Consider the following 25,840-nt stretch of genomic DNA (forward strand, 5'->3'; position numbering starts at 1 on the left):
GAAGCGGCGCGCGCGTCACGCGTACCAGCGCGGCGTGTAGACCCATTGCGTGCCTTTGCTGAAGCAGCGCGTGGTCGATGAACCCACGATCACCATCGTGCGCATGTCGACATCGGCCGGGCGCAGTTCGCCCAGCATGACCGTGCGCAGCGTGCCGCCCGGTCTGCCGATGTCGCGCCCGAGCACCACGGGCGTCTGCGCCGCGCGGTATTCGCGCACGATGTCCAGCGCTTTGTCCAGTTGCCACGGACGCGCGCGCGAAATCGGGTTATAGAAGGCCATGACGAGATCGGCTTGCGCGGCATGGTGCAAGCGTTTTTCGATGATGGCCCACGGCTTCAGATTGTCCGACAGCGACAGCATGCAGAAGTCGTGGCCGAGCGGCGCGCCGGCTTGCGCGGCGGTCGCCATGGCCGCCGACACGCCCGGCACGATGCTGAGTTCGACCGCGGACCATGCGGCGTTTTCCGCAGCGTCTGCCGTTGTATCGAGCGCTTCGAGCACGGCGGCGGCCATCGCGAACACGCCCGGATCGCCCGACGACACCATCACCACCGAACGTCCCGCGCTCGCGAGTTCGAATGCATGCCGCGCGCGCTGCATTTCCTCGCGATTGTCGGTGCCGTGCACGCGCTGAGCGGCGCGCAACGGGCCGGCCATCTTCACGTAGGTTTCGTAGCCGAGAATGTCGGTGGCTTCGGCAAGCGCGGCGCGGGCGGCGGGCACCATCAATCCGGCATTACCAGGGCCGAGACCGATCACCGTCAGCTTGCCGCGCGCGCGGCCTATCGTGCCGGGGTCGAGGGCCAAGGGCGACAGCGCGAGCGCGATGCGCTCTTGCGGATCGTCGTGCACGGTTTCGAAGGGAATACGCAGCGCGGCATGCAGGAGACTCGCGGGCGAGTTCGCGCCGTCCTCGCCGTCCTCGCCGTCCGCAAAGCGCAGCGGTACATTCAGCGCCGACGCGGCTTCGGCCAGCACCGCGTTTGTCATCTGTGCGGACGATGCGAGCAACGCCGCGAGCGAAAGCGAGGCAAGACCGTGCGCGTCGAGCACGCCGCGCACACGCGCCGCGAGTTGCGCGGCGGTTTCGGTCGCTGCATCCGCGTTCGCGCACGTCACCGCGACGACCACACAGCGTGGATGAATCACCAGTTCGTCCTGGCGGCCGTCCCACGCGCGCGGCGTCACGCGAATCGCGAGCCGCGCGCAAGCGGAGCGCGGCAAGGGCGCGTCGTCGAGCCAAGGCGCGTCGCCTTCGATGCGCGTGCTTTCGCCCGCCAGCAGATCCGACACGAAGCGCTTGCCCTGTCCGATATCCGCGAGCGCGTAACCGTCGGGCGGATTGAGCACGCAGGTGCCGAAACGCAACTCGCCGCTCGTGGTGATCGCCGGCGCGACGGCAAGCGCGGCGGCCATCTCGCGCGCCATCACGTTGACGCCCGCGAGGCCGCCGAGCAGCGGCACGACCGCGCTGCCGTCTTCGGCGACGGCGAGCACCGGCGGCTCGACGCCTTTGTCCGCGAGCAAAGCCGCGATAGAGCGGATCACGATGCCCGCCGCGCACAACGCGACAATCGGGGCGCCGCGCGCGTACAGGTCACGCAGATGCGCGCCGAGTTCGCCATACGCGACATCGGCCTGAGCGCGGCCTTGCAATGCATGCACCTGCGAACCGGCATACAGCGACTGGATACGCCGCGCGGTGTCGAGCGCGCCAGCGCCGAGGATCACGATGGCGGGCGGCCTCATCCTTGCCATTTTTCCCCCGGCACGACGAGCAGCGAAAAATACGGCGACGCCATCGGATCGACGTCGGCGAGCGGCACGATGCGCTGATTGGCCATCGTCGCGCGCTCGACATACAGCGCGCGCCGGGCGAGACCGAGTTCGCCGAGCACGCGCCGCACCTTGTCGAAATTGCGGCCGAGTTTCATCACGACGGCGGCGTCGGCATCCGCGAGACGGCGGCGCAATTCGTCTTCGGGCAATACGCCCGACAGCACCGAAAGGCTCTGGTTGCGATACACGAGCGGCGCGCCGAGCACGGCCGCGCCGCCGAGCATCGAACAGACGCCGGGCACGACTTCGCTCTCGTAGCGCGCGGCGAGCCGGTCATGCAGATACATGTACGAGCCATAGAAAAACGGATCGCCTTCGCAGATCACGGCGACGTCGCGGCCCGCATCGAGATGCGTGCCGACTATCGCAGCCGCCGTGTCGTAGAAGTCCGCGATGATCGCTTCATACGAAAGCGGCGGCTCCAGCGCTTCGGTCGTGACGGGATAGACGAGCGGCAAGTGCTGCTGCGCGTCGTGCAAATGCGCCTCGACGATGCTGAACGCGTTACCCTTCTTGCCCTTCGCGACGAAGTACGCGACCACCGGCGCCGCCTTCAGCAGACGTAGCGCCTTCAGCGTGATGAGTTCCGGGTCGCCAGGTCCGACGCCGAGTCCGAAAAGACGTCCCGTGCGTGATTGCTGCGCCATCATTCGACCTCCGTCGCGAGCGCATTGATCGCGGCCGCGGCCATCGCGCTGCCGCCGCGCCGCCCGTGGACGACCACATAAGACACGCCGCGGCTGTCCTGCGCCAGCATGGCTTTCGACTCCGCCGCGCCGACAAAGCCGACCGGGAAGCCGAGAATCAGCGCGGGCTTCGGCGCACCGGCATCGAGCATGTCGAGCAGATGAAAGAGCGCCGTCGGCGCGTTGCCGATCACGACGACGCTGCCCGCCAGATGCGGGCGCCACAATTCGAGCGCGGCGGCCGAGCGCGTGTTGCCGAGTTCGCGGGCGAGCGCGGGCACGTCGGCGTGAGCGAGCGTGCAGATCACCTCGTTGTTCGCGGGCAGCCGCGCGCGGGTGATGCCTTGCGCGACCATGCCGGCATCGCAGAGAATCGGCGCGCCTTGCGCGAGCGCCGCGCGGCCCGCCGCGCCCGCGTGGGCGGAAAACGCGAGATCGTCGATCACGTCGACCATTCCGCATGCGTGGATCACGCGCACCGCGAGCTTTTCGAGGTCGGCGGGCATGCGCGAGAGGTCGGCTTCGGCGCGGATCGTCGCGAAGGATTGGCGATAGATCTCCTGAGCGTCGCGAATGTAATCAAGCATCGGTGTTACTCCGGGCGAGGCGCGCGAGCGTGTCGGCGGCCTGTTCGATCGTCAGTTGGCGCGCGACGCATGGGCCGAAGCCTGGCGTGCCGTCGCGTCGATAAAGGTCGTAGCGGCCTGGCGCGACCGCGAGCAGCGTGAAGGGCGCGCAATGCGCGGCGGCGCACGAGCGCGGGCAACCGCTCAGGTGCACGTCGAGGTTCGGCGGCAGATACGTTGCGAGTTTGAGCGCGTCGGCCTTGGTGTCGGCGAGACTCTTCGCGCAGCCGCTCGAACCCGTGCACGCGATGAGCCGCGCGAGCGCGTCGGCGGGATCGCACGCGAAACCGCGCTCGCGTAGCGCGGCAAGCACGACGGGCACCGCGTGCGACGCGATGTCCGGCAGCAGCACGCTTTGCCATGGCGTGATGCGCAGCGCGCCGCCGCCATGTTGCCGCGCGATGGCGGCGAGGCCGCGCAGCGTGTTGGCATCGAGACGGCCGAGCGGCGGCTGGCCGCCCACATGCCACGTGCCCGCGCTACGTTGAGCGTGCGCGCCGAGGCGCAACGCGGCATCGGCGGGCGTGTTGCGGCGCCAGTTGACGAGCGCTGCGTCGCGCGTCAAGGGGAAATCGACATGGGCTTGTGCGTGCCGCAGGATCGCATCGGCGCAATGTGCGGCGAGCAGATGACGCATGCGCGTGGCATCGGCGGCGGCAAGGTCGAGGAACGCGTGCAGCAGCGCGCGAACCAGCGCCGGGACTTGCGCGGGCGATACCGAGGCCAGTGCGCCGCTGCCGTTTTGCACGGTCGCATCCGTTTGCGCCGGCGCGGTGGCGGGCGGCGGACAACCTGCGAGACCGAACACAAAGCGCACGTCGCCCGAGGCATCGTGCGACGCCGCGAGCCACACATCATGCGGATGATCGAGCCGCGCGAGCCGCTCGCCGCCATCCACGAGCAGCGCGAATTTCGGCGACAGCGCCGCGAAACGCGCGTCGCGTTGCAGCATCGCGAGCAGTGCGGCGCTAAGCGGCCGGGTGTCGAATAGCGCAAACGGATCGCGGCCCGCGAGGGGGCTGATCATCACGTTGCGGACGTCGTCGGCATGTTGCGCTTGTTGCGCGTGTTGCGCTTGTTGCGTGTAGGGAGCGGCGGCGCCGGCATCGTGCAACGGCCCGAGCCCGGCATCGGTCAACGCGGCGATCAACCCGGCTTCATGGCCGCCGCGCACGCCGCGCACCTGCACGTTCGCGCGATTCGTCAACTCGATGACGCCGCTCGCATGGCGCTCGCTCGCGTCTGCCATCGCCTCGGCCTGAGCCGCGCTCAACGCGCCGCCCGGCAGCTTGATCCGGCAGATGCCGCCGTCGCGCGCGGCGACGATCCGCACGAGCCCCGGGCACGCCGAGGGCCGCGGCGCACAAGCCGCGTCGGGCAAAACAGTGGTGGGCGAAGCTGGATTCAAGACGGACACCGCGGTTAGCGTCGCGCGACGGCCCGAGCATGCGTCAAGCGGCATGGCTGCGGCATCGGTACACCCCGCCCGATGTTGGCTGGCACGAACAGTCTGGCCGGCAGGTCTCCTGGCTCACAGGTCGTCGTCCGCCGCTGCCTTCCCGGATGAACCAGTGGCGCGTTGCGCAGGCGGACTCGCTGCATACAGTTGCGGGGGCAGCCGCAGCGGCACCGTATTCTCCGCTGTGTTCCCTGTTAGGCCCCGAAGGGCACCGGCGGCTGTATTATGCCTTTTTTCGAATAGCACAACGAGGCTGGACGCTTTGACCGGCGTGGCACAGCGCATGATTTGAAGATACAGAACGAGGATGGATGCATGCCGGCATGGCTGACCGTGGTGGGCATAGGCGATGACGGCTATGCCGGTTTGGGACGGTCCGCGCGGCGCGCGTTGCTTGACGCGTCGGTGATTTACGGCGGCGAGCGGCATCTGTCGATGCTGCCCGCGCGCCTCGCCGCGCGCCGCGCCGCGTGGCCGCGTCCGTTCGATCTCGCGCCCTTGCTCGCCGAGCGTGGCGGGTCCGTTTGCGTGCTCGCGAGCGGCGATCCGATGCTGTTCGGCGTGGGTGCGACGCTCGCGCGGCAGTTGCCCGCCGACGAATTGCGCGTGCTGCCCGCGCCGTCGTCCTTGTCGCTTGCGGCCGCGCGGCTCGGCTGGCCGCTCCAGGACGTCGCGACGGTCTCGCTGGTCGGCCGGCCTCTGGCTGCGCTGAACGCGTCCCTGCACGACGGCGCACGCGTGTTCGTGCTGAGCGCGGACGGCCGCACGCCCGCCGCGCTGGCCGGCTTGCTGAACGCGCGCGGCTTCGGCGCCACGCGCATGACCGTGCTCGAACATCTCGGCGGCGACCGCGAGCGGCGCATCGACGGCCGCGCGGATCAATGGTCCGCGGGCGAGGCCGCCGCGCTCAATCTGATCGCACTCGACTGCCGCGCAACCGAAGGCGCGCCGCGTCTGCCGCTTACCTGCGGCTTGCCCGACGACGCGTTCCGGCACGACGGCCAGTTGACCAAGCGCGATGTCCGCGCGATCACGCTCGCGCGCCTCGCGCCGACGCCCGGTGAATTGCTGTGGGACGTGGGCGCGGGCAGCGGCTCGATCGGCATCGAATGGATGCGCGCGCATCCGGGCTGCCGTGCGATCGCCATCGAAGGGCATGCGGAGCGCCAGCGCTTCATCGAACACAATCGCGATGCGTTGGGCGTGCCCGGCCTGCAACTCGTCGCGGGACGCGCGCCGCAGGCGCTCGAAGGACTGCCCGCGCCGGACGCGGTGTTTATCGGCGGCGGGGTGACGGCGGCGGGCGTGCTCGAAGCGTGCTGGGCGAACCTGCGCGAAGGCGGACGGCTGGTGGCCAACGCGGTCACGTTGCAAGGCGAGGCCGCGCTGGCCGCATGGCGCGAGCGTCACGGCGGCGCGCTCACGCGCATTGCGCTGGCCGACGCGCAACCGCTCGGCGGCTTCGATACGTGGCGTCAGGCGCTGCCGATCACCTTGCTCGACGTGGTGAAGCGTGCCGCCGGCCAGAGCGTGGTCAGCGGCCCACCCGCCGGTTCATCCGCCTGACCGCGATGCGTGACGAAACTCCCGAACAACCCGCGCCGCTGCGCAGCGGCTATACGACGGGCAGTTGCGCGACGGCGACGTCGCTGGCGGCGGCGCGTCTGCTGCTCGCCGGTGTCGTGAGCGACGTCGCCGAAATCGTGTTGCCGAAGGGCCAGCATGTGCCGATGCCGCTCGTGTTCTGCCGCCTGAGCGACGATGGAGCCGAAGCGGGCACGATCAAGGACGCCGGCGACGATCCCGACGTCACGCACGGCGCGGTCGTGTTCGCGCGCGTGCGGCTCGTCGCGGAGGCGGGCGTGGTGTTTCGCGCGGGGCCGGGCGTGGGCACGGTGACGCGCGCGGGACTCACGCTCGCGGTCGGCGAACCGGCGATCAATCCGGTGCCGCGCCAGATGATGCGCGAGCATCTCGCGGAACTCGCGGCCGAGCACGCGTATGGCGGCGGCTTTGAAGTGACGATCGGCGTGGAAGACGGCGAAGCGCTCGCGCTCAAGACGATGAACCCGCGGCTCGGCATTCTCGGCGGCCTGTCGATATTGGGCACGACCGGCATCGTGCGGCCGTTTTCGTGCTCGGCGTATATCGCGTCGATCCATCAAGGGATCGACGTCGCGCGCGCGAACGGCTACGCGCATCTCGCCGCGTGCACCGGCAACGCGAGCGAAGACGCGATGCGCGCGCACTACGGCTTGCCCGACATTGCGCTGATCGAAATGGGCGACTTCGTGGGCGCGGTGCTCAAGCATATGAAGCGCGCGCCCGTGGAGCGCCTGAGCGTGTGCGGCGGCTTTGGCAAGCTGAGCAAGCTCGCGGCGGGCCATCTCGATCTGCATAGCCGCAATTCGAGCATCGATCTCGAACAGCTCGCCACGTGGGCCGCAAAACGCGGCGCAAGCGACGCGCTGCAAAGCGCGATTCGCGCGGCCAACACGAGCCAGCAGGCCGTCGCGCTGGCGCATGCGCAGCAGGTGCCGCTCGGCGATATCGTGTGCGAACACGCGCTCGCCGTGGCGCGCGAGATCGTGCCGCCGCAGGTGAATGTGGAAATGTTCGCGATCGATCGTCAAGGCAATCTGATCGGAGTGGCCCGATGACGCGTGTTCTGTTGCTCGGCGGCACCGGCGACGCATTGAAGATCGCGCGGCGACTCGCGCCTCATGACGTGTACAGTCTCGCGGGACTCGGCAAGGTGCCGGACGATTTGCCCTGCGCGGTGCGCGTGGGCGGATTCGGCGGCAGCGAGGGCATGGCGCGCTTTATCGAAGACGAAGGCATCGGTCTCGTGATCGACGCGACGCATCCGTACGCTGCGCAAATCAGCGCCAACGCCGTGCACGCGAGCGGTGCGGCGCGCGTGCCGTGCTGGGCGCTGCGCCGTGCCGCGTGGCAGCCGCAAGCCGGCGACGACTGGCGCATGGTCGGCAATTGGCGCGAACTCGCGGACGGGCTCGCGCCGTTCAGGCGGCCGCTTTTCACACTCGGACGCGAACCGCTCGCGCATCTCGACGAGATTCCCGCGCATCAATTCTGGTTCGTGCGCTGTCTCGAGTCTCACGCGGATACGCCGCGCGCCCGCATCCTCGCGGCGCGCGGCCCGTTCACGCTCGAAGGCGAACGCGCGCTGTTCGCGCTGCAAGGCTTCGACGTCGTGGTCAGCAAAAATAGCGGCGGCAGCGCGACCGAAGCGAAACTCGACGTCGCGCGTGAACGCGGTTTGCCTGTTGTGATGCTGCGTCGGCCGCCACTGCCCGCAGCGGATCGCGAATTCGATAGCGTGGCCGGTCTGTTCGACGCGCTGAACGATCGACTTGAATCGTCGGCTTGAATCGTCGGCTTGAATAGGGAGTCTTGAATGACGGTGTTTTTTATCGGCGCGGGTCCTGGCGACCCGGAACTGATCACGGTGAAAGGGCAGCGTCTCGTGCGCAATTGCCCGGTGATTCTGTACGCGGGTTCGCTCGTGCCGGCCGCGGTGCTCGAAGGTCATTCGGCGCGGCAGGTCGTCAATACGGCCGAACTGGATCTCGATCGGATCGTCGCGTTGCTGAAGAGCGCGCACGACAAGGGTCAGGACGTGGCGCGCGTGCATTCTGGCGACCCGTCGTTGTACGGCGCGATTGGCGAACAGATTCGCCGGTTGCGCGAACTCGGCATTCCCTATGAAATCGTGCCGGGCGTGACCGCAACGGCGGCCTGCGCGGCGGCGCTCGGCTGCGAACTCACGCTGCCCGCCGTCTCGCAGACGCTGATTCTCACGCGCTACGCGGCCAGGACGACCATGCCCGAAGGCGAACAGCTCGCCGATCTGGCGCGGCATCGCGCGACGATGGCGATTCATCTCGGCGTGCGGCACCTCGCGCGCATCGTCGACGAATTGCGGCCGCATTACGGCGGCGCGTGTCCGGTCGCGGTGATCTATCGCGCGAGCTGGCCCGACGAGGAGAAAATCACCGGCACACTCGACGATATTCTCGACAAGGTGCAATCGACGCAGATCGAGCGCACCGCGTTGATTCTGGTCGGACAGGTGCTCGCCGCCGAAGGCTTCGCGGACTCCACGCTGTACGCGAAAGCCTGAGGCGCAACGCGCGCGATTCGACGCGCTCGCGTTGCTTGCGGCGGCCTGATCGCAGGGCGGATCAGTCTTCCAGCGGCGCGAGCGCTTCGAGCGGCATCTTTTTGTCCGCGCCAAGGGTGATGGACGGCACGAGCGTCAATAGCGCGACGACGAAAATCGCAATCGCGAAGATCGACACGAAAGTCAGGTGCAGCGATTGATGCAGCACCATGCGAACCATGTCGCTGCTGCCGAGGCTGGCAGCCTGGTTTTGCAGCAGATTCTTCAGCTGATCGGACGTGACCGCAGCCGCGCCTTTCGAGTGACTCAGCCCGAAGTTGAGCACCGCGCCGAACAGCGTGGCGCCGAGCGTGCTGCCGAGATTGCGCGAGAACAGGTTCGACGCCGTTGCGCTGCCGCGCTCGTCCATCGTCACGATGTCCTGGATCAGCATGAGCGAACTGACGCTCGACGTGCCCATGCCGAAGCCCATGACGAGCGAGCCGAGCGCGGCCACCAGCGGCGAGCCGCCCGGCGCGAGAAACAGCAGCAGCACGGCGCCGAGCGGAATGAACGAACTGCCGCCGATCAGCATGCGCCGCAAGCCGATACGGTGAAACGATTTTGCCCCGAGCGTGGCGCCGACCGGCCAGCCGACCATCATCATCGTGAGCGCGAGGCCGGCGATCACCGGCGAGCGGTTCAACACGCCTTGCACGTACATCGGCAGGAAGGTGGTCGAGCCCATCAGGATCATGCCGGACAGCACGGTTGCGCCGTTGCACGCGGCAATCGGGCGGCGGCTCCAGAGCGCGAAGGAGATCATCGGCTCTTGGGCGCGGCGCTCCTGGAGCACGAACAGCAACAGGCACACGACGAACGCAGCCGCCGCCATCGAGGCATGCGCGATGTCGTTGTCGCCCGCGTAGGTGAGCGCGGTCATGAGCGCGGCGATCGCGGCCATGAAGAGCGCCGCGCCCAGGAAGTCGATCGAGGGGCGCGCGTGACGTTCGGATTCGCGCAGGAATGCAATGAAGCCCGCCGCCGACGCGAGGCCGATCGGCACGTTCATCCAGAAGATCCATGACCACGACGCGTTGCGGATAATGAAGCCGCCGACCATCGGCCCCACGACTGCTGAAATCGCCCACACGCTCGCCAGATAACCCTGCACCTTGCCGCGTTCGCGCGCGGGGTACAGATCCGCGACGATGGTCAGCGTGACAGGCTGGATCGCGCCCGCGCCGATGCCCTGAATCAGGCGGAAGGCGATCATGGCCGGCATCGACCACGCGAAGCCCGCCAGCACCGAGCCGATCAGGAAGATCGCGATGCCCGCCAGCACGATCGGCTTGCGGCCATAGAGATCGGCGAGTTTGCCGAATACCACGGTCATCGCGGTTTGCGTGAGCAGGAACGACGAAAAGACCCAGCTATACAGATGCAGATCGCCGAGCTGAGCGACGATTTGCGGCATGGCGGTGGAAACGATGGTGGCCTCGATGGCGACCATCGCCATGGAAGCCATGACGGCGGCAATGACTAAATGACGCGACGATTGCGTAGTGCGGGACATGGGAGCGAGTTGGTATCAGAATAGTGGGTGCGTGCGGCCGCCAGACGCCTGACCTGCACGCCGCGACGCATCAGCACGGCCGCCCGAGGGCGGCCGACACCGAGTATGCACCTTGCGCGGAATCTCCGCTCGCGGGCGCTCCACCCGGCGCTCGACGCCTGGCACAGCGCTTGCGAATGACGAGGTTCTTTCGACACATGGAGGGTCATTATGAGGATCGAATTCACCGGACGCCGTGAAGTGGTGGCGGCGGCACGCGTCGCCTTCGAAGCCAATGTCGATGGAAAGGACGTCTGGTGCAGCGTATCGCTCGATGCGCTCAACGACCATTTCGGCAATGGCGGTCCGTCGGCTCACGACCTCGTGGGCACGTTCGAGGCCAATCGCGCGCAGATCGAAAACGCCACGAGGCGCGTGCTGACGAAGAACGGCGGGCAGTCGGTGGAACTGGAAACACGCGACTTCGACAAGACGAGTCCCTGACATTGCCGCCGTCGGGTCCGGCCCGCGCCGGGCTCGGCGCTCATGCTGGCCGACCGGGGCTGGCCGGCCAGCGGCAGCGCCGCGCGACGAGTTCGCGCGGCACATCGTCGGTCAATCTGGAGAACATCGTGCAGGAAATCATCGAGGGCTTGATCCGCTTTCAACGCGACGTGTTTCCGCAGCAGAGCGCCTTGTTCAAGCGCCTCTCGACGGCGCAAAGTCCGAGCACGCTTTTTGTCACGTGCTCGGATAGCCGCGTGGTGCCCGAGCTGCTGACGCAAGCGGAGCCGGGCGCGCTCTTCGTGATCCGCAATGCGGGCAATATCGTGCCGTCGTATGGGCCGGAGCCGGGCGGCGTGTCGGCCACCGTGGAATACGCAATCGCCGTGCTGGGCGTGCACGACATCGTGATATGCGGCCATTCGAATTGCGGCGCGATGACCGCGATCACGGCCAACACGAATCTCGACCATTTGCCCGCGGTGGCGGGCTGGCTGCGCCACGCCGATGCCGCGAAGGCGATCAATGCGTCGCGCACGTATGGGTCGCCGGCGGAACGCCTGGATGCGCTCGTCAAGGACAACGTCGTCGCGCAACTGGCCAATATCCGCACACATCCGTCCGTCGCGGTCGGGCTCGCGAACAAGACGCTGCAACTGCACGGCTGGCTGTTCGACATCGAAAGCGGGGTGATGCTCGCACTCGACGGACGCACCGGGCAATTTTTGCCGCTTCTGGAAAATCCGAACATCCACGCCGACTGACCGCGCGCGTTCAAGCGCCTGTTCGACGCAGCTAGTTCCGCGCGCCCTCGTAGCAGCGAAACGCAAGGCTGATGCGCGGCCCGACGCTTTGCGCGAGCTTCGGAATGCCGTGGTCGTGCGTGAATTGCGATGCGTAGCTCATCACGAGACAACTGCCTGGTTCGAGGTCGACGTGCACCGCGCACCCTCGGCCATTTTTCGGGCGGATCGTCATGCGGCGCCCGGCGCCGAGCGACACGATCGCAATCGGCTCGCCGCGCACGAGGTTCGCGGTTTTATCGCTGTGGGGCGCCACGCTGTCGTGCTCGTCGCGATACAGGTTCAGACCGACGCGGTTAAACGGTGCGCCGACGAGCGCGCGAACCGCTTCGAATGCTTCGCCGAGCGGCGCGGGCAAGCCGGCGGCATCGCGCAGAAAAGTGGCGATGAGGCGCGGCACAGCCACCTCGCGCTCATACATCATGCGCTGATGACTGCTCCAGCCGATGTTGCACAACGCCTGCTCGAACCATTGCTGCGACGAGGCGTGCGGGATCGCGTCGGGCAGGTAGCGCATGCCGCCTTCGTGGTCGCGAAAGAGGGTGACGGGCTCGGGAGCAAAGAGGCCTTGCTGGGACGCCATGGTTCAATGCCACACGAGAGTGGCCCGGCGTGGAAATGAGCGGTTCATGCCGGGCATTGTACTGTGTTTTTATACAGTATGTTGGCCGGCTCTGTCTGCGGCAGGTGCGATTCGCGCCACCTTGCAGCGAACAATTCTTCGCCTTTTAAATCAGGCAAAATGTCTTTGTCGTTCAAGCAATAATTGGCTCGACCGATTTCAAATGCTGACCGGCTATTACCAATAACTCAAATAGAAATTCCGTGAAAGACTAAAATAGTCTATTCGCGTTGTTGCAAAGCGGTCGCTCCGCTATTCTGAATTCGCCTGAGTTTCCGAGCGCGTTTTAAATCAGGCACTTGGGGCGTAATCGCGAGAGGGGTGCGCCCCATTTCACTGGCGCGGACGGTAATACCGTCAGTCAGGAATAAACTGAAAGTTAAAATCGGATGACGTCGCTAAAACACAACGCCGTAATACACTGAAAAATAGAATCTGGCTTTATGCGCTATTCTCCGCCGCTCGATAGCATCCGCTATTGGATTCAGGAGATATTCAATGAACAAATTCGTATTGTCGGGCCTCTCGCTCGCTCTTGCCGGCGGCGCCGGCGTCGCTCATGCACAAAGCTCCGTCACGCTGTACGGCCTGATCGACACGGGCTTGACCTACACCAGCAATTCGGGCGGCAGCCGCAACTTCCAGCAGGCGAGCGGCGTGCTGAACGGCAATCGGTGGGGCTTGCGCGGCTCGGAAGACCTCGGCAACGGCCTGAAGGCAGTCTTCGTGCTGGAGAACGGCTTCAATCTGTCCAACGGCAAACTGGGTCAGAACAGCCGCGAGTTTGGCCGTCAGGCATTTATCGGTCTGGCGAGCGACCAGTTCGGCACGGTCACGCTCGGCCGCCAGTACGACAGCGTGGTGGATTATCTCGGGCCGCTCGCGCTGAACGGCACGCAGTACGGCGGCACACTCGCGTCGCACCCGTATGACAACGACAACCTGAACAACTCGGTGCGCATCAACAACGCCGTGAAGTTCCAGAGCGTCGATTACGCCGGCTTCAAGTTTGGCGCGCTGTACGGCTTCTCGAATGCAGCGGGCAGCTTCGCCAACAGCCGCGCGTATAGCGTCGGCGCGTCGTACGCGTTCGGCGGCCTGAAGGCTGCTGCGGGTTATCTGCAAATCAACGGCGGCGGTTCGTCGACGAACACGAGCGGCGCGGTCGCGAGCGGCGACTCCACCTTCACGGCGGCGCGTCAGCGCACCTATGGCGCGGGCTTGAGCTATGCATTCGGCCCGGCGAACGTCGGCCTCGTCGTGACGCAAACGCAACTGAACGGCGCCACCGCGATCAGCTCGTCGGCCTCGGGTGCGAGCAGCGGTCTGGCTCTGGCAGGCGGCAGCGCGCGCTTCACCAACTACGAAGTGAACGGCCGTTACGCGCTGACGCCGGCAGTGTCGGTGTCGGGTGCCTACACGTTCACGGATGCGCGTCTTGACGGCGTGAGCCCGAAGTACGACCAGTTCACGCTGCAAACCGACTACGCGTTGTCCAAGCGCACTGACGTCTATGCTGAAGCGGCCTATCAGCATGTCGGCAGCACGGGCAATTCGGGCATTACCGCCGATATCGTCGGCGTGAGCGCTTCGTCGACGAGTTCGCAAGTGGTTGGCACGATCGGCATCCGTCATCGCTTTTAAGCCGCTTTTTTAAGCCGCTTTTTTAAGCCGCTTTCAAGCGAACGCCTGAGTGCCGCGATGAGCGGCATGTTGCAGAAAAGCCCATGTTTCGTGGGCTTTTCTGCATTGACCGTCTCACATCTTCACGTCGATGCAGCCATAGCCGAATGCAAGCTCCCTGAGCCTTGCACGAACTCTTTTCCGTCAGGCAGATTGATCGCGCCGAGCGACTGTCCGCTCGCGGATCGAACCGGCTTGACGCTCGCGGGCATGAGCGGGCGTATCGTCGCGGATCTGATCGCGGGGCGCGCGCCGCCACTCGATCTGTCGCCCTACGCGGCCACTGCGCCGTTCGCCTACGACGCCGCGCTCGCCATGATCAAGGCCATTCATGACGCGGATTCGCTGGATCGCGCGAAGATTGTCGAGCGTCTCTCGAAGGTCACGGTCACGGGTGTGACGGGGCACATTACGTTCGATCCTTATGGCGATCTCATCATGCCGCCGTACACGCTGTTCCAGGTGCAGGAAGGTCAATGGAAGCGCCTGAGAACCGTGGGCGGCAGCGGGCTGTAGCCGGGCTTCGGAGATAGGCGGGGCGCGCCGGGAATAAAACCCGCGCCTCGTCAGTCATGCCTCACGAACCGGGTCCGAAGCGCGCTGGATGAGCCAGCGCGCTGTCGGCGGCCCCTTATCGTGAGGCCAACATGTCATCTCATTCATTCGATCCTTCACGCCGCGGCGCGCTGAAATGTCTCGCGTATGGCGGCGCGGGCACGCTGTTCGTTCTTGCGGGCGGCGTGCTCACGCCAGTGCAACTCGCGCTCGCCGCCGACGCGAAATCGGCCACGGCGCGGGGCGTGCCGCTCTTTCTGCAAATCAGCGACACGCATATCGGCTTCAATAAGGAAGCCAATCCCGATGTCGCGGGCACGTTGAAGCAGACCATCGAGTTCGTCAACGCCATGCCTGTCAAGCCGGCGCTCGCCATTCACACCGGCGACATCACGCATCTTTCGAAGCCGTCCGAGTTCGATCTCGCGTCGCAATTGCTGTCGGGGCTGCAAATCACGGAGTTGCATACGGTGCCCGGCGAACACGACGTGACCGACGGTCCGGGCGCCGAATACTTCAGCCGATTCGGAAAAGCGTCCAATAACAAGGGCTATTACAGCTTCGATCACCAGGGCGTGCACTTTGTCGGGCTCGTCAACGTGATGCACTTCAAGGCGAACGGCCTCGGCAGTTTCGGCGACGAACAACTCCAGTGGCTCGAAAGCGATCTGAAGGTGCGCTCGTCCAGCACGCCGATTGTCGTATTCGCCCACATGCCGATGTGGACGATCTACGAACCATGGGGATGGGGCACCGGCGACGCGGGCGAGGCCATGAGCTATCTGAAGCGCTTCGGCTCGGTGACCGTGTTGAACGGCCATATTCACCAGATCGTTTCGAAGGTGGAAGGCAACATCACGTTCCACACCGCGCGCTCCACCGCGTATCCGCAGCCGATTGCGGGCGACGGTCCGGGCCCCGGCCCGTTGACCGTGGCAAGCGATCAGTTGCCGAAAATGCTCGGCGTGACGAGCGTTACGATCGCGCGCCATCCGCTCAAGTCCACGCTCGCCGACACGACGCTGGTGTCGTAGCCGCTTCCACCGAATGGAGATCAATCATGCAAAGCCCTATCATTCGACGCGCGTTGCCCCGCCTTCTGATCAGTGCCGCGATCATCGCGGGCGCAGGCGGGCTGTCGGCCTCGGCGCAGACTCCTGGCGCGGTGGTCATCAAGAACTTCATGTTTTCGCCGATGGCGCTCACCGTCAAAGCCGGCACGACGGTGACGTGGAAGAACCTCGATGGCGAGCCGCACACGGTCGTCAACGACGCGGGCATGTTTCGCTCGGCGGCGCTCGATCAGAACGACACGTATCAGTTCACGTTCGACAAGCCCGGTGTGTACAACGTGTTTTGCGGCATTCATCCGAACATGAAAGAGACCATCACGGTTCAATAAGTGCGTAGCGCGCACCGGCTAGCGCGGCGCGCGTCGCATTTACGCCATAGCGCATTTCCGCCGAAATGCCATTGACATGCGCCGCTTGCGCCGAACCCGCGACGCGAAAGTGGCGCCTGTCCGATTCCGCCGCCTTCCTTAGAAAGTCTCACTCTCCCTGCTGCGTGGGACGGCGCGAAATATTTCCCGATTTAGTGGCGCACGCAACCATTTCGGCGCGCAAAGCGCAACCTCGTTCAAACGAAGCAGAGGCCACGCGATATCGGCCGTATCGGACAGGCCCGCTTATTGCATAGTAGATGCCCGCTCGTCTCGTCGTGTGGCGTGATGGCGGTTGCATGCTATAGCCAACGGGGCCGCGCGCATGTACGCGCGCAAGCTCACGCGCGGGAGTGTGTCGCAACTGCATGCAACATTGAACGTTTTACCAGTACTTGCAGACTCGAATGCGCTCCGGCCAACATGCGTTTGAAGCGGAGCGGAGTTCTATTGTCGCTACCGGATGAGAGCGTTACATTCTTCCAGGAGCGTTTGCATCGACCGTGCGAAATTATGTGACCATGCCTGATGGAGCGTCAGACGGAAGAATTGCGGAGCGTACAACGATGTTCAACGATCCCGAATTGCCTCATGCCCGGAACGACTGGGAGGATGCAGGCTTCGACAGCAGTGATATGGAAGAGGCAAGCGCGGCGCCGGCCCGGTTCGGACGTCTGGCGATTTGCGTAGCCGCGGCGAGCGCGTTGGCGTTCGGCGTGGTGGGCACGGTCGCGTATGGCGTCTGGTTCAACAGCGACCAGCAGACGTATGCCGAAGCGATTGCACGCGCGCGGCAGGCGTTGCGCATGCCGTCGGCCAGCGCGGCGCCGGTGCTCGCGAATTCGCCAGGCGTCTCCGGCACTTCGATGTCGCCCGCGGACCTCGTGCCGCCGACACCCGCCACGGTCGCGGCGGTGCCTGACATGAATGCGGCGATATCGGCGGCGCCGCTCGCGACCTCGGCGATGAATACGTCGTCGTCGGCCGCGCCTGCGCCAATCAATCCGACGGCGAATCTGCCGACAGGCAGGCCGGGTACTTTCACGACCGCTCAGAACGACATACCGTTGCTGAGTCTTCCTGCGCCTCCTGATCCGGCACTGGCCTCGGCGACCGAAGACGATCGCAAGCCGTCGACATGGTCGGGGCAAGTCACGCTTGCTGCGGCCGCCGCCGCTACTGTCGCTGCCGCCACGGCTCCTGCTTCGGCGGCGCTGGCCGAGAATGAGAAAGTGATTGCCGACCCGGCATCGCCCGCTCCATTCACCGTGGCCGCCGCGCCTCGCGCCGCGCAGCGCGCGGCTGGCACACCCGAGCCGCAAGCCGCATCGAGCCGCCCGGCGAGGGACGTGAAATACGCGCAGCAGGAGCGCCGCAATCCGGCATCGAATGCGCGGCACAAGGGAAATCTGTTCGCAAAGGTGGGTTCGTTCTTTCGACGCGTGAGCTATAGACAACATGGCAGCGGAAGTCAGCAAGACCTCTACTCACATCCCTGAGCCGCTCTTCGCGTTGCGCCCCGATGCCCCGCGCGTCAGCGCATGGCGGGTGAGGGCCGGTCCCGCGACGGTCGCCGTGGCGTCGGTGCTGTGCCTGCTGATCGGCGTACTGTATCTCGCGATGCAGATCCGGGCCGTGTTCTCCGATCAGGTCAAACAGGAGTACGCGGGTCTCGTGCTCGAGGCGGTCGAGCGCGCCGACACGGCTCGCGCGCGCGTCGGCGTGTGGGACGAGCACGTGCCGGGCGCGCACGATGCCTCGACCGACGATTATCGGCAGGCGCGCGCCGAGCTGACGCGGCGTCTCGCGTCGCTCGCCGCGCTCGTGAATGCGAGTCCCGCCGACGCACCGCATATGCCGTCGTCTGTTTTATTGCCCGATGCCACGTTCGCCGAAATGGACACGTTGCTCGCCAACGCGTCGTCGTATTGGCACACGCAACGCGATCTCGATAGCGCCGACATGCGCAGGCGCATCACGCACGTCGCGCGTATGTTGATCGCGGTGGCGGCGCTGCTGTTCTGCATGCTGATCACGGCGCTCGGCATGTACGCCAAACGCAACCGGCAGCTTGCAGGTCAGTCGCACGAATTCGAGCACGCGGCGCTGCACGATCCGATGACCGGTCTTGCGAACCGGCGCAAACTTTTTGCCGCGCTGGAAGAGGCCGCGTCGCAGACGCAAATGGATGCGACGCCGCCGAATCTCGCGGTGCTCTACATGGATCTGGACGGCTTCAAGAAGGTCAACGATTCACTCGGTCACCGCGTCGGCGACGAGTTTCTGGTCGCGGTCTCGCAGCGCTTTCGTCAATCGGTGCGCAGACACGATGTCGTCGCGCGGATTGGCGGCGATGAATTCGCCGTGCTCGTGCGCGAGTTTTCCGCGCAGGAGGAACTGGGCGAAATCGCGCAGCGCCTGATCGATTGCGTGGTTCGTACCGACGAAGAGATGGGTGTGCGCATGGTTCGAGCGAGCATCGGCATTGCAAGCTTTCCCGATGTCATTCAGGATTGCCGCCGCCTCGTCGTCGCTGCCGACGAGGCGATGTATCAGGTCAAGCGCGGCGGCAAGGACGGCTACGCGTTCGCCACGAGCACGCCCGCGCCCAGGCGCTGAACACGCGGCAGGCGGTTTTCAATCTCAGGTCAAGACGTCATTGCGTTATCACGCAGTGAGCACGATTTCGCCCGCGCCGGGATTGAACGCTTCGTCGCCGCGAACTCGCTGCGCTTCTGCGGAGACCGCCGTTCTCGAGCGGCCCGGCGTTTTGCGAACGCGCGTGTCGGCAAGCGCGGGGCGTGCATCGACGAGTTCGGCGTACAGCGCCAGATAGTTCGACGTCGATGCTTTCCAGCCCGAGTCGCGGCTCATCGCATTACGCTGCAGTGCATGCCACGACGAGGGCTGCATGAACGCCGCCAGTGCGCGGCCCAACGCCTGCGCGACATCATGCGACTGGTCGCCGTCGAACAGGAAGCCGGTCGCGCAATCCTCGTCGCGCGACTCATGCGGCGCGTAATCCACGATGGTGTCAGCGAGGCCGCCCACGCGCGACGCTACCGGAATCGTGCCGTAACGCATGGCATAGAGCTGCGTCAGTCCGCACGGCTCGAAGCGGCTGCCATGCAGCAAAATGTCCGCGCCTGCGTGCAGCATATGCGCGCAATGCTCGTCATAACCGATCTGCACGCCGACACGGCCAGGCCACGCGGCGGCCAGTTCCTGCATCGCGTGTTCGAGGCCGCGCTCGCCTTGCCCGAGAATCGCGAACTGGAGGCGCGGATAGTGTTCGAGCAGTTCAGGCAGCGCGCGCACCACCACGTCCGCCATTTTCTGTTCCGTGAGACGGCTGCCGATTGCAACGAGCGGCGCAAACGGATCGCGCACGAGGCCGAACGCCTGCTGCAATTCGCGCTTGCACGCCTGCTTGCCGGCGGTATCGTCGACGCAATAGGGGCGCGCGATGTGCGCATCCGTGGCCGGATTCCACACGGAAGTCTCGATCCCGTTGACGATGCCGCTCAGCTTCGCGCCTTGCGCGAGCAGCACGCCTTCCATGCCGTGCCCGAAGTGCGGCGTCACGATCTCGCGCGCATAGCGCTGGCTCACGGTCGTAATGCGATCCGCGTGCACGATGCCGGCCTTCATCATGCTGAGCAAACCATAAAACTCGATGCTGCGTTCGTCGCTCAGCGCGGGCGCCAGCAGCTCGGGCGGCACGCCGATCCAGCCGCCCATCGCCAGTGGATGATTGCCCTGAAACGCGAGGTTGTGAATCGTGAAGACGCTTTTCGCGCCGACGCCCGCGAGGCGCATATATAACGGCGTGAGCCCCGCATGCCAGTCGTGCGCGTGCACGATGTCAGGGCGCTTCACGTTGCGAACGCCGCGAGCGACGCGCGCGGCCGCCGCAGCGAGCGAGGCGAAGCGCGTCAGGTTGTCGAGGTAATCGCGTCCTTGCGGGTCGCGATACAAGCCTTCGCGCGCGAACAGGTGATCCATTTGCAGCAGCAGCACCGTGACGCCGCTATCGGGCATTCGCGCGCGCAGCAGACGCGCGTCGCCGCCGGGAAGTCCGGTCATGCGTGCAACGGGGACGACGTCGATGGCGCGTTCGAGCGCGGCCGGGTAGGCGGGCATCAGAATGGAGACGTCCACTCCCGCATCGCGCAAGGCGGCGGCGTAGGCGCTGACCATGTCGCCGAGGCCGCCCGTTTTGGCGAGCGGGAAGGCTTCGGAAGCGACAAGAAGGACGTTTAGCGGCAAGGTGGCCCCCAAAGGACACATGGTGCACTTGTGCAGTGCGGCGGAAGAGCAGGGCATTAAAGCAGCAAACGGTGTGCCTGCGCCTCAGGTTTCGTTCGCCGATGCTTTGGCTGGGTTTCGCCTGGGTTTTGCCTGGGTTTAGCCTGGCTCTTGTCTGTGTCTCGCCTATATGTCGCCTGTGTCTCGCCGGGGTTGCGAGTGAATGCCGTGCGCGTGACCGCGTGGTTGCGCTTCTCCGTTTCTTCAAGCGCGTGTAGTTTTGACGTCCTCTTTTGCCAACTGGAAATGAAAAAGCCGTCGCGCGGGCGACGGCTTTTTTCACTCATGTGCAGCAGGATTTCAGTGCGCGGAAGCGTGGGTTTGCTCGACGCGTCCTCTTTGCGTCATTGCACTGACAATCACGAACACGATCACATTGACCGCCAGGGCGACGAAGCCGATGTTCACGTCTTTCAGCGAATCGGACAAGAACGGCAGCAGTTGTCCGATGGTCAGATGCATCATCGTGGTGATCGCCACGACCGCGACGCCCGCTACGATGCCGCAGAAAGCGCCTTGTTTCGTGGCCCGATTGCGCGGAAAGAGACTGCAGATCACCGCCGGAAAGAGCTGTGTCACAAAGCTGTAACCCATCAGCAGTAGAGCGACAATCGTTTCGCCGCCATGCAGCGTGAAGCCGACCGCCACCAGCGCGACGACCGGCACGAGGACGCGCGCGAACTTCGCCACGGCGGCGTCCGACGCGTTGCGGTTCACCATGCCGCGATAGACGTCGTTCGCGAGCAGCGTGGAGGCCGAGGTGAGAATCATCGAGCCTGGCACGAGCGCGGTCAGAATGCCGGCAGCGCCGATCACGCCGACGAACCACGGGTCGAACGTTTGCAACGACAGGCGAAAGAGCGACAGGTCGATGTCGCCGCCTTTCAGGCCCGGCACCTTCAACGTCGCGGCGAAGCCCACGAAGAACACGAACAGCAGAATGAGCTGATACAGCGGCAGCACCATCGCGTTGCGACGGAAAATGCGCTCGTCCTTCGCGGTGAAAATCGAGCCGAACGTATGCGGCCACATGAAGAAGCCGAGCGCCGTGAGCAGCACCGTGGACTGGAACCAGGTCACGCTCGAACCCTTGGCGGGGAACGTCAGGAAGCCGGGACGGGCGGCGTCGATTGCGCGGAACATGTCGCCGAGGCCGCCGTAATAGTGCATCGGCAGATAGATGCCGAGGAACAGCACGATGGCGAGAATCAGCATATCCTTCACGCACGAATTCCACGCCGAGCCGCGCACGCCGGAAACGATCACATAGACGGTGACCACGGCGGCGCCGATCCAGATCGCGGCCGTCGACGAAATCGCGCCATACGAAGCGGTCGCGACGATGATGCCCAGGCCCTTCAGTTGCAGCACGAGGTAGGGAATCAGCGCGGCCACGCCGACGAGCGCGACCAGCGTGCCGAGTGCCGGGCTATCGTATTTGCGGCTGAAAAAGTGCGGCTGCGAAACGAGACGCTGTTGTTTTGCATAGCGCCAGATGGGCGGCAGCATCCAGTACGAGAGGATGTAGGCGAGCGTGCCGTACGCAAGAATGTAGTAGACCGGTGCGCCCTTGCCATAGGCAAAACCACTTCCGCCGAGGAACGTGAAGGTCGTATAGATTTCACCGGCCATCAACAGAAACACGAAAGCCGTGCCGAAGCTGCGGCCGCCCACGGTCCATTGTTCGAGACTCATGTCGTGGCCATGCTTCGCGCGCACGCCGAGAAAGAGCGCAAAGAGCGTAATGGCCGCAATGATGACGAGTGCGCTCATGGGCGGACCTCCTCTGCTTCGACGGCAATCTGCCGGTTCGACGAGTCGAGGCGATAGATGATCGCCATGATGATCGAACTCAACACCACCCACCCGACAATCCATGCCAGCACGAACGGCATGCCGAGCACGAGCGGCTCGACACGGTTCACAAACGGAATACCGAGCAGAATGCCGATGAACGGCAGCGCGGCGAGTACACGAAGCAACATGGGGCAACTCCTCGAACTGTTTGAACGTCTCGTTGAAAGTGCGGCTTCGCTGGCGACTGTATGCCTGATGCTTCTGTTCCGTAAAGCCGGTCAAAAAAGTGTAGGCTTTCTGAAAGTTGCGGGCGCATCGATCAGTACTTTTGCTTTTGCGTCGCTGCCATGTTCCCGCTGTGTTCTTGCTGCGCCGCAATGCGCGATGTTCGTGTGAGTATTCACGGTTTTATATCGCGCCGCGATATGATTCTCGCCTCAACATGACGCGGCGTGCCCACCTCGCAGCATTCGCACTGCAAAGGGGCGACTCGACACGGGGCGCATATGGTCGAAAGTCTGATCTCGGACATTCTGTTCGGCTTTACCGGGCTGATCAGCATCATCAATCCTATCGGCATTGCTTTTGTTTTCCTCGACCGGACTGCTTCGTTGACCACCGAGGAGCGCACCGCGCTCGCGAGAAAGATCGCGATCAACGTGATGTGCGTGGTGCTGGTGGCGTTTTTCCTCGGCGCGCCCATTCTGCATTTCTTCGGGATTTCGATGGAGGCGCTGCGCATCGGCGGCGGGCTTGCTGTCGCGGTGGGCGGCTGGCAAATGCTGAATGCGCCCGACACGCAGCCCGCCGATCAGCCGGGCGTGAAGCGCGTGGATGCCGAAAGCGCGAAGGCGAAGGCCTTCTTCCCGCTGACGATTCCGCTCACCACCGGGCCCGGCTCTATCGCCACTGCCATCGCGCTGACGGCGAACCGCACGCATAAGCTCTCGGCGTTCGTGCTGTCGAGCATCGCGTCGATCGTGATCTCGCTCGCCGTTGCGGCGACGGTGTATCTGATCTATAGCCGCGCTGCCGTTTTTGCGAGGTATCTCGGCGTGGAAGGCACCAAGGTCGCGATGCGCGTTTCCTCATTTTTACTGCTGTGCATCGGCGTGCAGATCATGCTTACCGGTTTCTCTGAATTTCTCATTCCCATCGCGACGATGCAGCCCGCGGCCAACCCGTGAACCGCGCAATCATGTCGACTCGAACGCGCGCGCCGCGCGATTTCGAGCAGCAACACGAGCCCGCTCGTGGGGAAATTGCAGAGCGGCGCGTATGTCGGCATGCGCATCAGTGCTGATGCGCGGCCACGCCACTCGCTGGCGGCGCCCTCCACGAAAAATTTCATCGAACTACGCTAATTGCGAGCGCCGCACAGGAAGTAACGCGCGGCTCGCATCGGCGGCGGACTGTCGGGCGGATCGCCTTCGGGCGCTTGCGACGGCGGACCGCCTGGTTCGTCGTCGGGCACCGGCGGGGGATCGGGCTCGACGTCCGGCACTTCCGGGTCGATCTCAGGCGTCGGTGTATGCAGGATGAACGGCACGTCACGCGTGTTGCTTCGAGTCATCGTTACCTCCTTATCTCTGCTCTCGTTCTGCTCTCATACGTGCAATGCGCATGCCACTGCTGATTCGCGAATCGCTGTCTGGGAGCGCCATCGCAGGTGGAACGCCTATTGCTCGCCTGCGTAGTGCGCGATGCGAACCGCATGGCGCGGCCCAGCGTGGGCGCTCATCGGGCACTGAAAGTACAGGGAATAAGGACGACACACATGGCGCGACATAGGGCCGACGTCGCTGACGACGAGTTCGAGATTTTCGCCAGCTATCACGGAACAGGCGACGGCCGTTACGTAGGTGGACTGAAGGTTGTCAGGAAAGCAGACAGGAGGATTCTTTTCCCATTCGACGGCGCGCCGCAGATCGGGCCGTACGAAAGCGCCGATGAAGCGCGCCGCGCCGCCGTCGAATATGGCAAACAGATCGTGGCGGCGGATCGCGCGTCACCGGAGAAGTGACGGCGGCGAGTTGAAAACAGCATCGTGCTTTTCAGAAGCAACGCTCAAGGCATGCCGCCGAGCGAAGGCGAAATCGTGCTGCCGCGATTCGGATCGTCCGGCGGTTCGTCCGGCACCGTGGGGCGCGCGGACAAAGGCGAATGGTTTCGATAGCAGGTGTCGATCGAGTCGTTCACTACGCATTGGGCGAACGCATCCGCGTCGCTCTTTTGCGCGAACGTGTAGAGCGTCCGTTCGACCTGCACTTCGGTATCGGATACGCGAATGGTCGTGACCGTCATGAGGTTCTCCTTTTTACAAAGATCTACAAAGATCACACCGAGGCTTGTGCTTTTCTCGCCGCAATGAGTGTGCCCAGCGCATGTGCATTGGCGTTGGACTCGGGCGCGACGCGCACGGTCCAGATGTTGCTGCATCGTTTCTGCAATGAAGCTATCGCTGATAAAAGGAGAGAGCCGTATGGATTCCGACCCGCAATCCGATCCACGACCTGATGTGCAACCCGATCCGCAGTCCGGCGCATCGCGCGCGAAGCCCGGCGCCGCGGAAGTGTCGCCCGAGGTCAAAGCGCGCAACAAGCCGAGCGGCACGCACTATGTCGAGCCGAGTCCGCTTGGCATCGAGCCCGTCGTGCAGACCGGCGTCGACGAGCAAACCAACCCGCGCCGCTCGACGCAGCGTCCCGCGCAGACCGCGGAAGTGCCGCTCGGAACCGGCGCGCATGGCGAGCCTCCTGGAGGCGGCGGCCGCGCCTCGCACAAGAAGTAATGCCTGAGGAGTGCCTTGCGTAATGCCTTGAAAGCCGAATGGAGAGATCAATGCAACAGGAGCAACAGGACAACAAACCGCTGAATCCCGGCGATGAAGCGCCGCCCGACGCGCCCGGCGTCGGCGAGGACATCTGCCGCGCGTGTCACGGTACAGGCAAGGTGGAAGGGATACAGTGCGCGGTGTGCGGCGGCACGGGCAAAGTGCTGCAAGGCATTGGCGGCGGTTGATCGATTTGCCTGCGTGCAGACGCAACGCACAGCGCCCGCCAATCAGGCGCGCTTTATGCGGCGCCGCGAAGATCGTCCGTGTCGATGCGGCTGGCAGTCTGCGAGCCGGCGCCTTCGCGCGCTCTTCGCACGGACCCATGCAACGCACAGGGATCAACCATGCGCGAAAATTCAAAGCACGCATTCGATGCAGTTCAATCCGAGTACGAAGCATTCATGCTGGCGCCGCACGACTGGGTGCCGAATAACCGTAAGCTGCCTGTCGTGGTTTACCGGCGTGCTCTCGCGCCCGCCATCGGCGATCTTGCCGTCGCGTTCGAGCTATTGTTCGCGCGCAACGAGTGGCCGCCGCAATGGCGTAACGGCATCTTCGACTATCACCATTTCCACTCGACCGCGCATGAAGTGCTGGGCGTCTCAGGCGGCTCCGCCGAAGTGATCGTCGGCGGTCCGCGCGGCAAGGTCGTGACCATTTCCGCGGGCGACGTGTTGCTGCTGCCCGCCGGTACCGGTCATTGCCTGCAATCGTTTCAGGGCCATTTTCGCGTGGTCGCGGGCTATCCGGCGGGACAGCAGTGGGACATCCGCCGCGAGGCGCTCACGCCGCAAGAACTCGCGGCCATGCAGGCGCTGCCGTTTCCGGCGATGGACCCCGTCGACGGCAAGCACGGTCCGCTTTGCGAGCACTGGCTGCACGCGGCGTGATGCACGCGCCGCGCATTGCTTTGTATTGCGGCTCACCACGTGCAGTTGACAACGTGCGGTTCAACTCGCACGAATTCACAAGCGCGCTGCAAGACAAGCCCGCTTCGATG

General features: G+C 64.8%; 28 protein-coding genes, 1 pseudogene and 1 riboswitch. Of the genes and pseudogenes, 18 read left to right on the forward strand and 11 right to left on the reverse strand.

The window, feature by feature from the left end; genetic code table 11:
- Window positions 1-15: 15 nt before the first annotated feature.
- The 4 genes from cobJ to cobG are packed head-to-tail and all read right to left on the reverse strand — an operon-like array spanning window position 16 to window position 4,571.
- Window positions 16-1,752: a precorrin-3B C(17)-methyltransferase gene (gene cobJ / locus VOM14_RS12265; protein WP_327628958.1), complete on the reverse strand. Its 1,737-nt coding sequence runs from the start codon at window positions 1,750-1,752 to the stop codon at window positions 16-18.
- Window positions 1,749-2,489, reverse strand: a complete 741-nt coding sequence (locus VOM14_RS12270) for a precorrin-2 C(20)-methyltransferase (protein WP_442955538.1) — start codon at window positions 2,487-2,489, stop codon at window positions 1,749-1,751. The genes cobJ and VOM14_RS12270 overlap by 4 nt, the downstream gene beginning before the upstream one ends.
- Entirely contained in the window at window positions 2,489-3,115 is a 627-nt protein-coding gene (locus VOM14_RS12275) for a precorrin-8X methylmutase (RefSeq protein WP_327628960.1), read from the reverse strand. Before VOM14_RS12275 ends, VOM14_RS12270 begins: the two co-directional genes overlap by 1 nt.
- Window positions 3,108-4,571, reverse strand: coding sequence for a precorrin-3B synthase (gene cobG / locus VOM14_RS12280; RefSeq protein WP_327628961.1), 1,464 nt, complete (start codon window positions 4,569-4,571; stop codon window positions 3,108-3,110). Before cobG ends, VOM14_RS12275 begins: the two co-directional genes overlap by 8 nt.
- A gap of 82 nt (window positions 4,572-4,653) precedes the next feature.
- Window positions 4,654-4,842: riboswitch (cobalamin riboswitch) on the reverse strand.
- An 86-nt stretch (window positions 4,843-4,928) separates the two neighbouring features.
- On the opposite strand from cobG, the gene cbiE reads away from it, so the two are divergent.
- From cbiE to cobM, 4 genes are read left to right on the forward strand one after another with little or no spacing between them, the layout of a single operon-like run.
- Window positions 4,929-6,179 (forward strand): precorrin-6y C5,15-methyltransferase (decarboxylating) subunit CbiE, encoded by a 1,251-nt coding sequence (cbiE, locus tag VOM14_RS12285; protein ID WP_327628962.1) that lies wholly within the window; start codon window positions 4,929-4,931, stop codon window positions 6,177-6,179.
- A gap of 5 nt (window positions 6,180-6,184) precedes the next feature.
- Window positions 6,185-7,273 carry a cobalt-precorrin-5B (C(1))-methyltransferase gene (locus VOM14_RS12290; RefSeq protein ID WP_327628963.1) on the forward strand — a complete coding sequence of 363 codons (1,089 nt, stop codon included), beginning with the start codon at window positions 6,185-6,187 and terminating at the stop codon, window positions 7,271-7,273.
- On the forward strand, window positions 7,270-8,004 hold the full coding sequence (locus VOM14_RS12295) for a cobalt-precorrin-6A reductase (RefSeq protein ID WP_327628964.1): 735 nt from the start codon (window positions 7,270-7,272) through the stop codon (window positions 8,002-8,004). Before VOM14_RS12290 ends, VOM14_RS12295 begins: the two co-directional genes overlap by 4 nt.
- Window positions 8,005-8,031: 27 nt before the next feature.
- Window positions 8,032-8,757, forward strand: coding sequence for a precorrin-4 C(11)-methyltransferase (gene cobM, locus VOM14_RS12300; protein ID WP_327628965.1), 726 nt, complete (start codon window positions 8,032-8,034; stop codon window positions 8,755-8,757).
- A 61-nt stretch (window positions 8,758-8,818) separates the two neighbouring features.
- Here cobM and VOM14_RS12305 read toward each other — a convergent pair whose 3' ends face one another.
- Window positions 8,819-10,312: an MDR family MFS transporter gene (locus tag VOM14_RS12305; RefSeq protein ID WP_327628966.1), complete on the reverse strand. Its 1,494-nt coding sequence runs from the start codon at window positions 10,310-10,312 to the stop codon at window positions 8,819-8,821.
- Between the two features lie 210 nt (window positions 10,313-10,522).
- Here VOM14_RS12305 and VOM14_RS12310 point away from each other — a divergent pair, with 210 nt between their 5' ends.
- Window positions 10,523-10,795, forward strand: coding sequence for a DUF1488 domain-containing protein (locus VOM14_RS12310; RefSeq protein ID WP_327628967.1), 273 nt, complete (start codon window positions 10,523-10,525; stop codon window positions 10,793-10,795).
- A 128-nt stretch (window positions 10,796-10,923) separates the two neighbouring features.
- A complete protein-coding gene (locus VOM14_RS12315) occupies window positions 10,924-11,559 on the forward strand; it encodes a carbonic anhydrase (protein WP_327629088.1) in 636 nt (211 codons plus the stop codon).
- Between the two features lie 31 nt (window positions 11,560-11,590).
- On the opposite strand, the gene VOM14_RS12320 is transcribed toward VOM14_RS12315, so the two are convergent.
- A complete protein-coding gene (locus VOM14_RS12320) occupies window positions 11,591-12,181 on the reverse strand; it encodes an alpha-ketoglutarate-dependent dioxygenase AlkB (RefSeq protein WP_327628968.1) in 591 nt (196 codons plus the stop codon).
- Between the two features lie 537 nt (window positions 12,182-12,718).
- On the opposite strand from VOM14_RS12320, the gene VOM14_RS12325 reads away from it, so the two are divergent.
- From VOM14_RS12325 to VOM14_RS12350, 6 genes and pseudogenes are all read left to right on the forward strand, one after another.
- Window positions 12,719-13,864 (forward strand): porin, encoded by a 1,146-nt coding sequence (locus VOM14_RS12325; protein WP_327628969.1) that lies wholly within the window; start codon window positions 12,719-12,721, stop codon window positions 13,862-13,864.
- 234 nt (window positions 13,865-14,098) lie between these two features.
- A pseudogene (locus tag VOM14_RS12330) lies at window positions 14,099-14,419 on the forward strand (branched-chain amino acid ABC transporter substrate-binding protein); the annotation flags it as partial.
- A gap of 131 nt (window positions 14,420-14,550) precedes the next feature.
- Entirely contained in the window at window positions 14,551-15,492 is a 942-nt protein-coding gene (locus tag VOM14_RS12335) for a metallophosphoesterase family protein (RefSeq protein ID WP_327628970.1), read from the forward strand.
- A gap of 26 nt (window positions 15,493-15,518) precedes the next feature.
- Complete coding sequence (locus tag VOM14_RS12340; RefSeq protein ID WP_327628971.1) at window positions 15,519-15,860, forward strand: cupredoxin domain-containing protein; 342 nt, start codon at window positions 15,519-15,521, stop codon at window positions 15,858-15,860.
- A gap of 605 nt (window positions 15,861-16,465) precedes the next feature.
- Window positions 16,466-17,398, forward strand: a complete 933-nt coding sequence (locus VOM14_RS12345; RefSeq protein WP_327628972.1) for a hypothetical protein — start codon at window positions 16,466-16,468, stop codon at window positions 17,396-17,398.
- A complete protein-coding gene (locus VOM14_RS12350; RefSeq protein ID WP_327628973.1) occupies window positions 17,358-18,518 on the forward strand; it encodes a GGDEF domain-containing protein in 1,161 nt (386 codons plus the stop codon). Before VOM14_RS12345 ends, VOM14_RS12350 begins: the two co-directional genes overlap by 41 nt.
- Before the next feature lie 48 nt (window positions 18,519-18,566).
- Here VOM14_RS12350 and glgA read toward each other — a convergent pair whose 3' ends face one another.
- The 3 genes from glgA to VOM14_RS12365 all read right to left on the reverse strand — a co-directional run bounded on the left by glgA (window position 18,567) and on the right by VOM14_RS12365 (window position 22,192).
- Window positions 18,567-20,168 (reverse strand): glycogen synthase GlgA, encoded by a 1,602-nt coding sequence (gene glgA, locus VOM14_RS12355; RefSeq protein WP_327628974.1) that lies wholly within the window; start codon window positions 20,166-20,168, stop codon window positions 18,567-18,569.
- A 339-nt stretch (window positions 20,169-20,507) separates the two neighbouring features.
- Window positions 20,508-21,980, reverse strand: a complete 1,473-nt coding sequence (locus tag VOM14_RS12360) for a sodium:solute symporter family protein (protein ID WP_327628975.1) — start codon at window positions 21,978-21,980, stop codon at window positions 20,508-20,510.
- Window positions 21,977-22,192, reverse strand: coding sequence for a DUF3311 domain-containing protein (locus VOM14_RS12365; protein ID WP_327628976.1), 216 nt, complete (start codon window positions 22,190-22,192; stop codon window positions 21,977-21,979). The genes VOM14_RS12360 and VOM14_RS12365 overlap by 4 nt, the downstream gene beginning before the upstream one ends.
- Here VOM14_RS12365 and VOM14_RS12370 point away from each other — a divergent pair.
- On the forward strand, window positions 22,191-22,400 hold the full coding sequence (locus VOM14_RS12370; RefSeq protein WP_327628977.1) for a hypothetical protein: 210 nt from the start codon (window positions 22,191-22,193) through the stop codon (window positions 22,398-22,400). The genes VOM14_RS12365 and VOM14_RS12370 overlap by 2 nt on opposite strands.
- Window positions 22,401-22,510: 110 nt before the next feature.
- Window positions 22,511-23,191, forward strand: coding sequence for a MarC family protein (locus VOM14_RS12375; protein ID WP_327628978.1), 681 nt, complete (start codon window positions 22,511-22,513; stop codon window positions 23,189-23,191).
- A 173-nt stretch (window positions 23,192-23,364) separates the two neighbouring features.
- Here VOM14_RS12375 and VOM14_RS12380 read toward each other — a convergent pair whose 3' ends face one another.
- The gene (locus VOM14_RS12380; RefSeq protein ID WP_327628979.1) at window positions 23,365-23,577 is read right to left on the reverse strand and encodes a hypothetical protein; all 213 of its coding nucleotides are present in this window, start codon (window positions 23,575-23,577) and stop codon (window positions 23,365-23,367) included.
- A 204-nt stretch (window positions 23,578-23,781) separates the two neighbouring features.
- Here VOM14_RS12380 and VOM14_RS12385 point away from each other — a divergent pair, with 204 nt between their 5' ends.
- Window positions 23,782-24,027, forward strand: a complete 246-nt coding sequence (locus VOM14_RS12385) for a DUF6723 family protein (protein ID WP_327628980.1) — start codon at window positions 23,782-23,784, stop codon at window positions 24,025-24,027.
- Window positions 24,028-24,071: 44 nt separating this feature from the next.
- On the opposite strand, the gene VOM14_RS12390 is transcribed toward VOM14_RS12385, so the two are convergent.
- On the reverse strand, window positions 24,072-24,308 hold the full coding sequence (locus VOM14_RS12390) for a hypothetical protein (protein ID WP_327628981.1): 237 nt from the start codon (window positions 24,306-24,308) through the stop codon (window positions 24,072-24,074).
- A gap of 178 nt (window positions 24,309-24,486) precedes the next feature.
- On the opposite strand from VOM14_RS12390, the gene VOM14_RS12395 reads away from it, so the two are divergent.
- The 3 genes from VOM14_RS12395 (at window position 24,487) to VOM14_RS12405 (ending at window position 25,730) form a co-directional block, all read left to right on the forward strand.
- Window positions 24,487-24,795: a hypothetical protein gene (locus tag VOM14_RS12395; protein WP_327628982.1), complete on the forward strand. Its 309-nt coding sequence runs from the start codon at window positions 24,487-24,489 to the stop codon at window positions 24,793-24,795.
- Window positions 24,796-24,845: 50 nt separating this feature from the next.
- Window positions 24,846-25,025, forward strand: coding sequence for a hypothetical protein (locus tag VOM14_RS12400; RefSeq protein WP_327628983.1), 180 nt, complete (start codon window positions 24,846-24,848; stop codon window positions 25,023-25,025).
- A gap of 159 nt (window positions 25,026-25,184) precedes the next feature.
- Entirely contained in the window at window positions 25,185-25,730 is a 546-nt protein-coding gene (locus tag VOM14_RS12405) for a cupin (protein ID WP_327628984.1), read from the forward strand.
- Window positions 25,731-25,840 lie beyond the last annotated feature (110 nt).

It is taken from the genome of Paraburkholderia sp. MPAMCS5, assembly GCF_036016995.1.
Classification (GTDB): domain Bacteria; phylum Pseudomonadota; class Gammaproteobacteria; order Burkholderiales; family Burkholderiaceae; genus Paraburkholderia.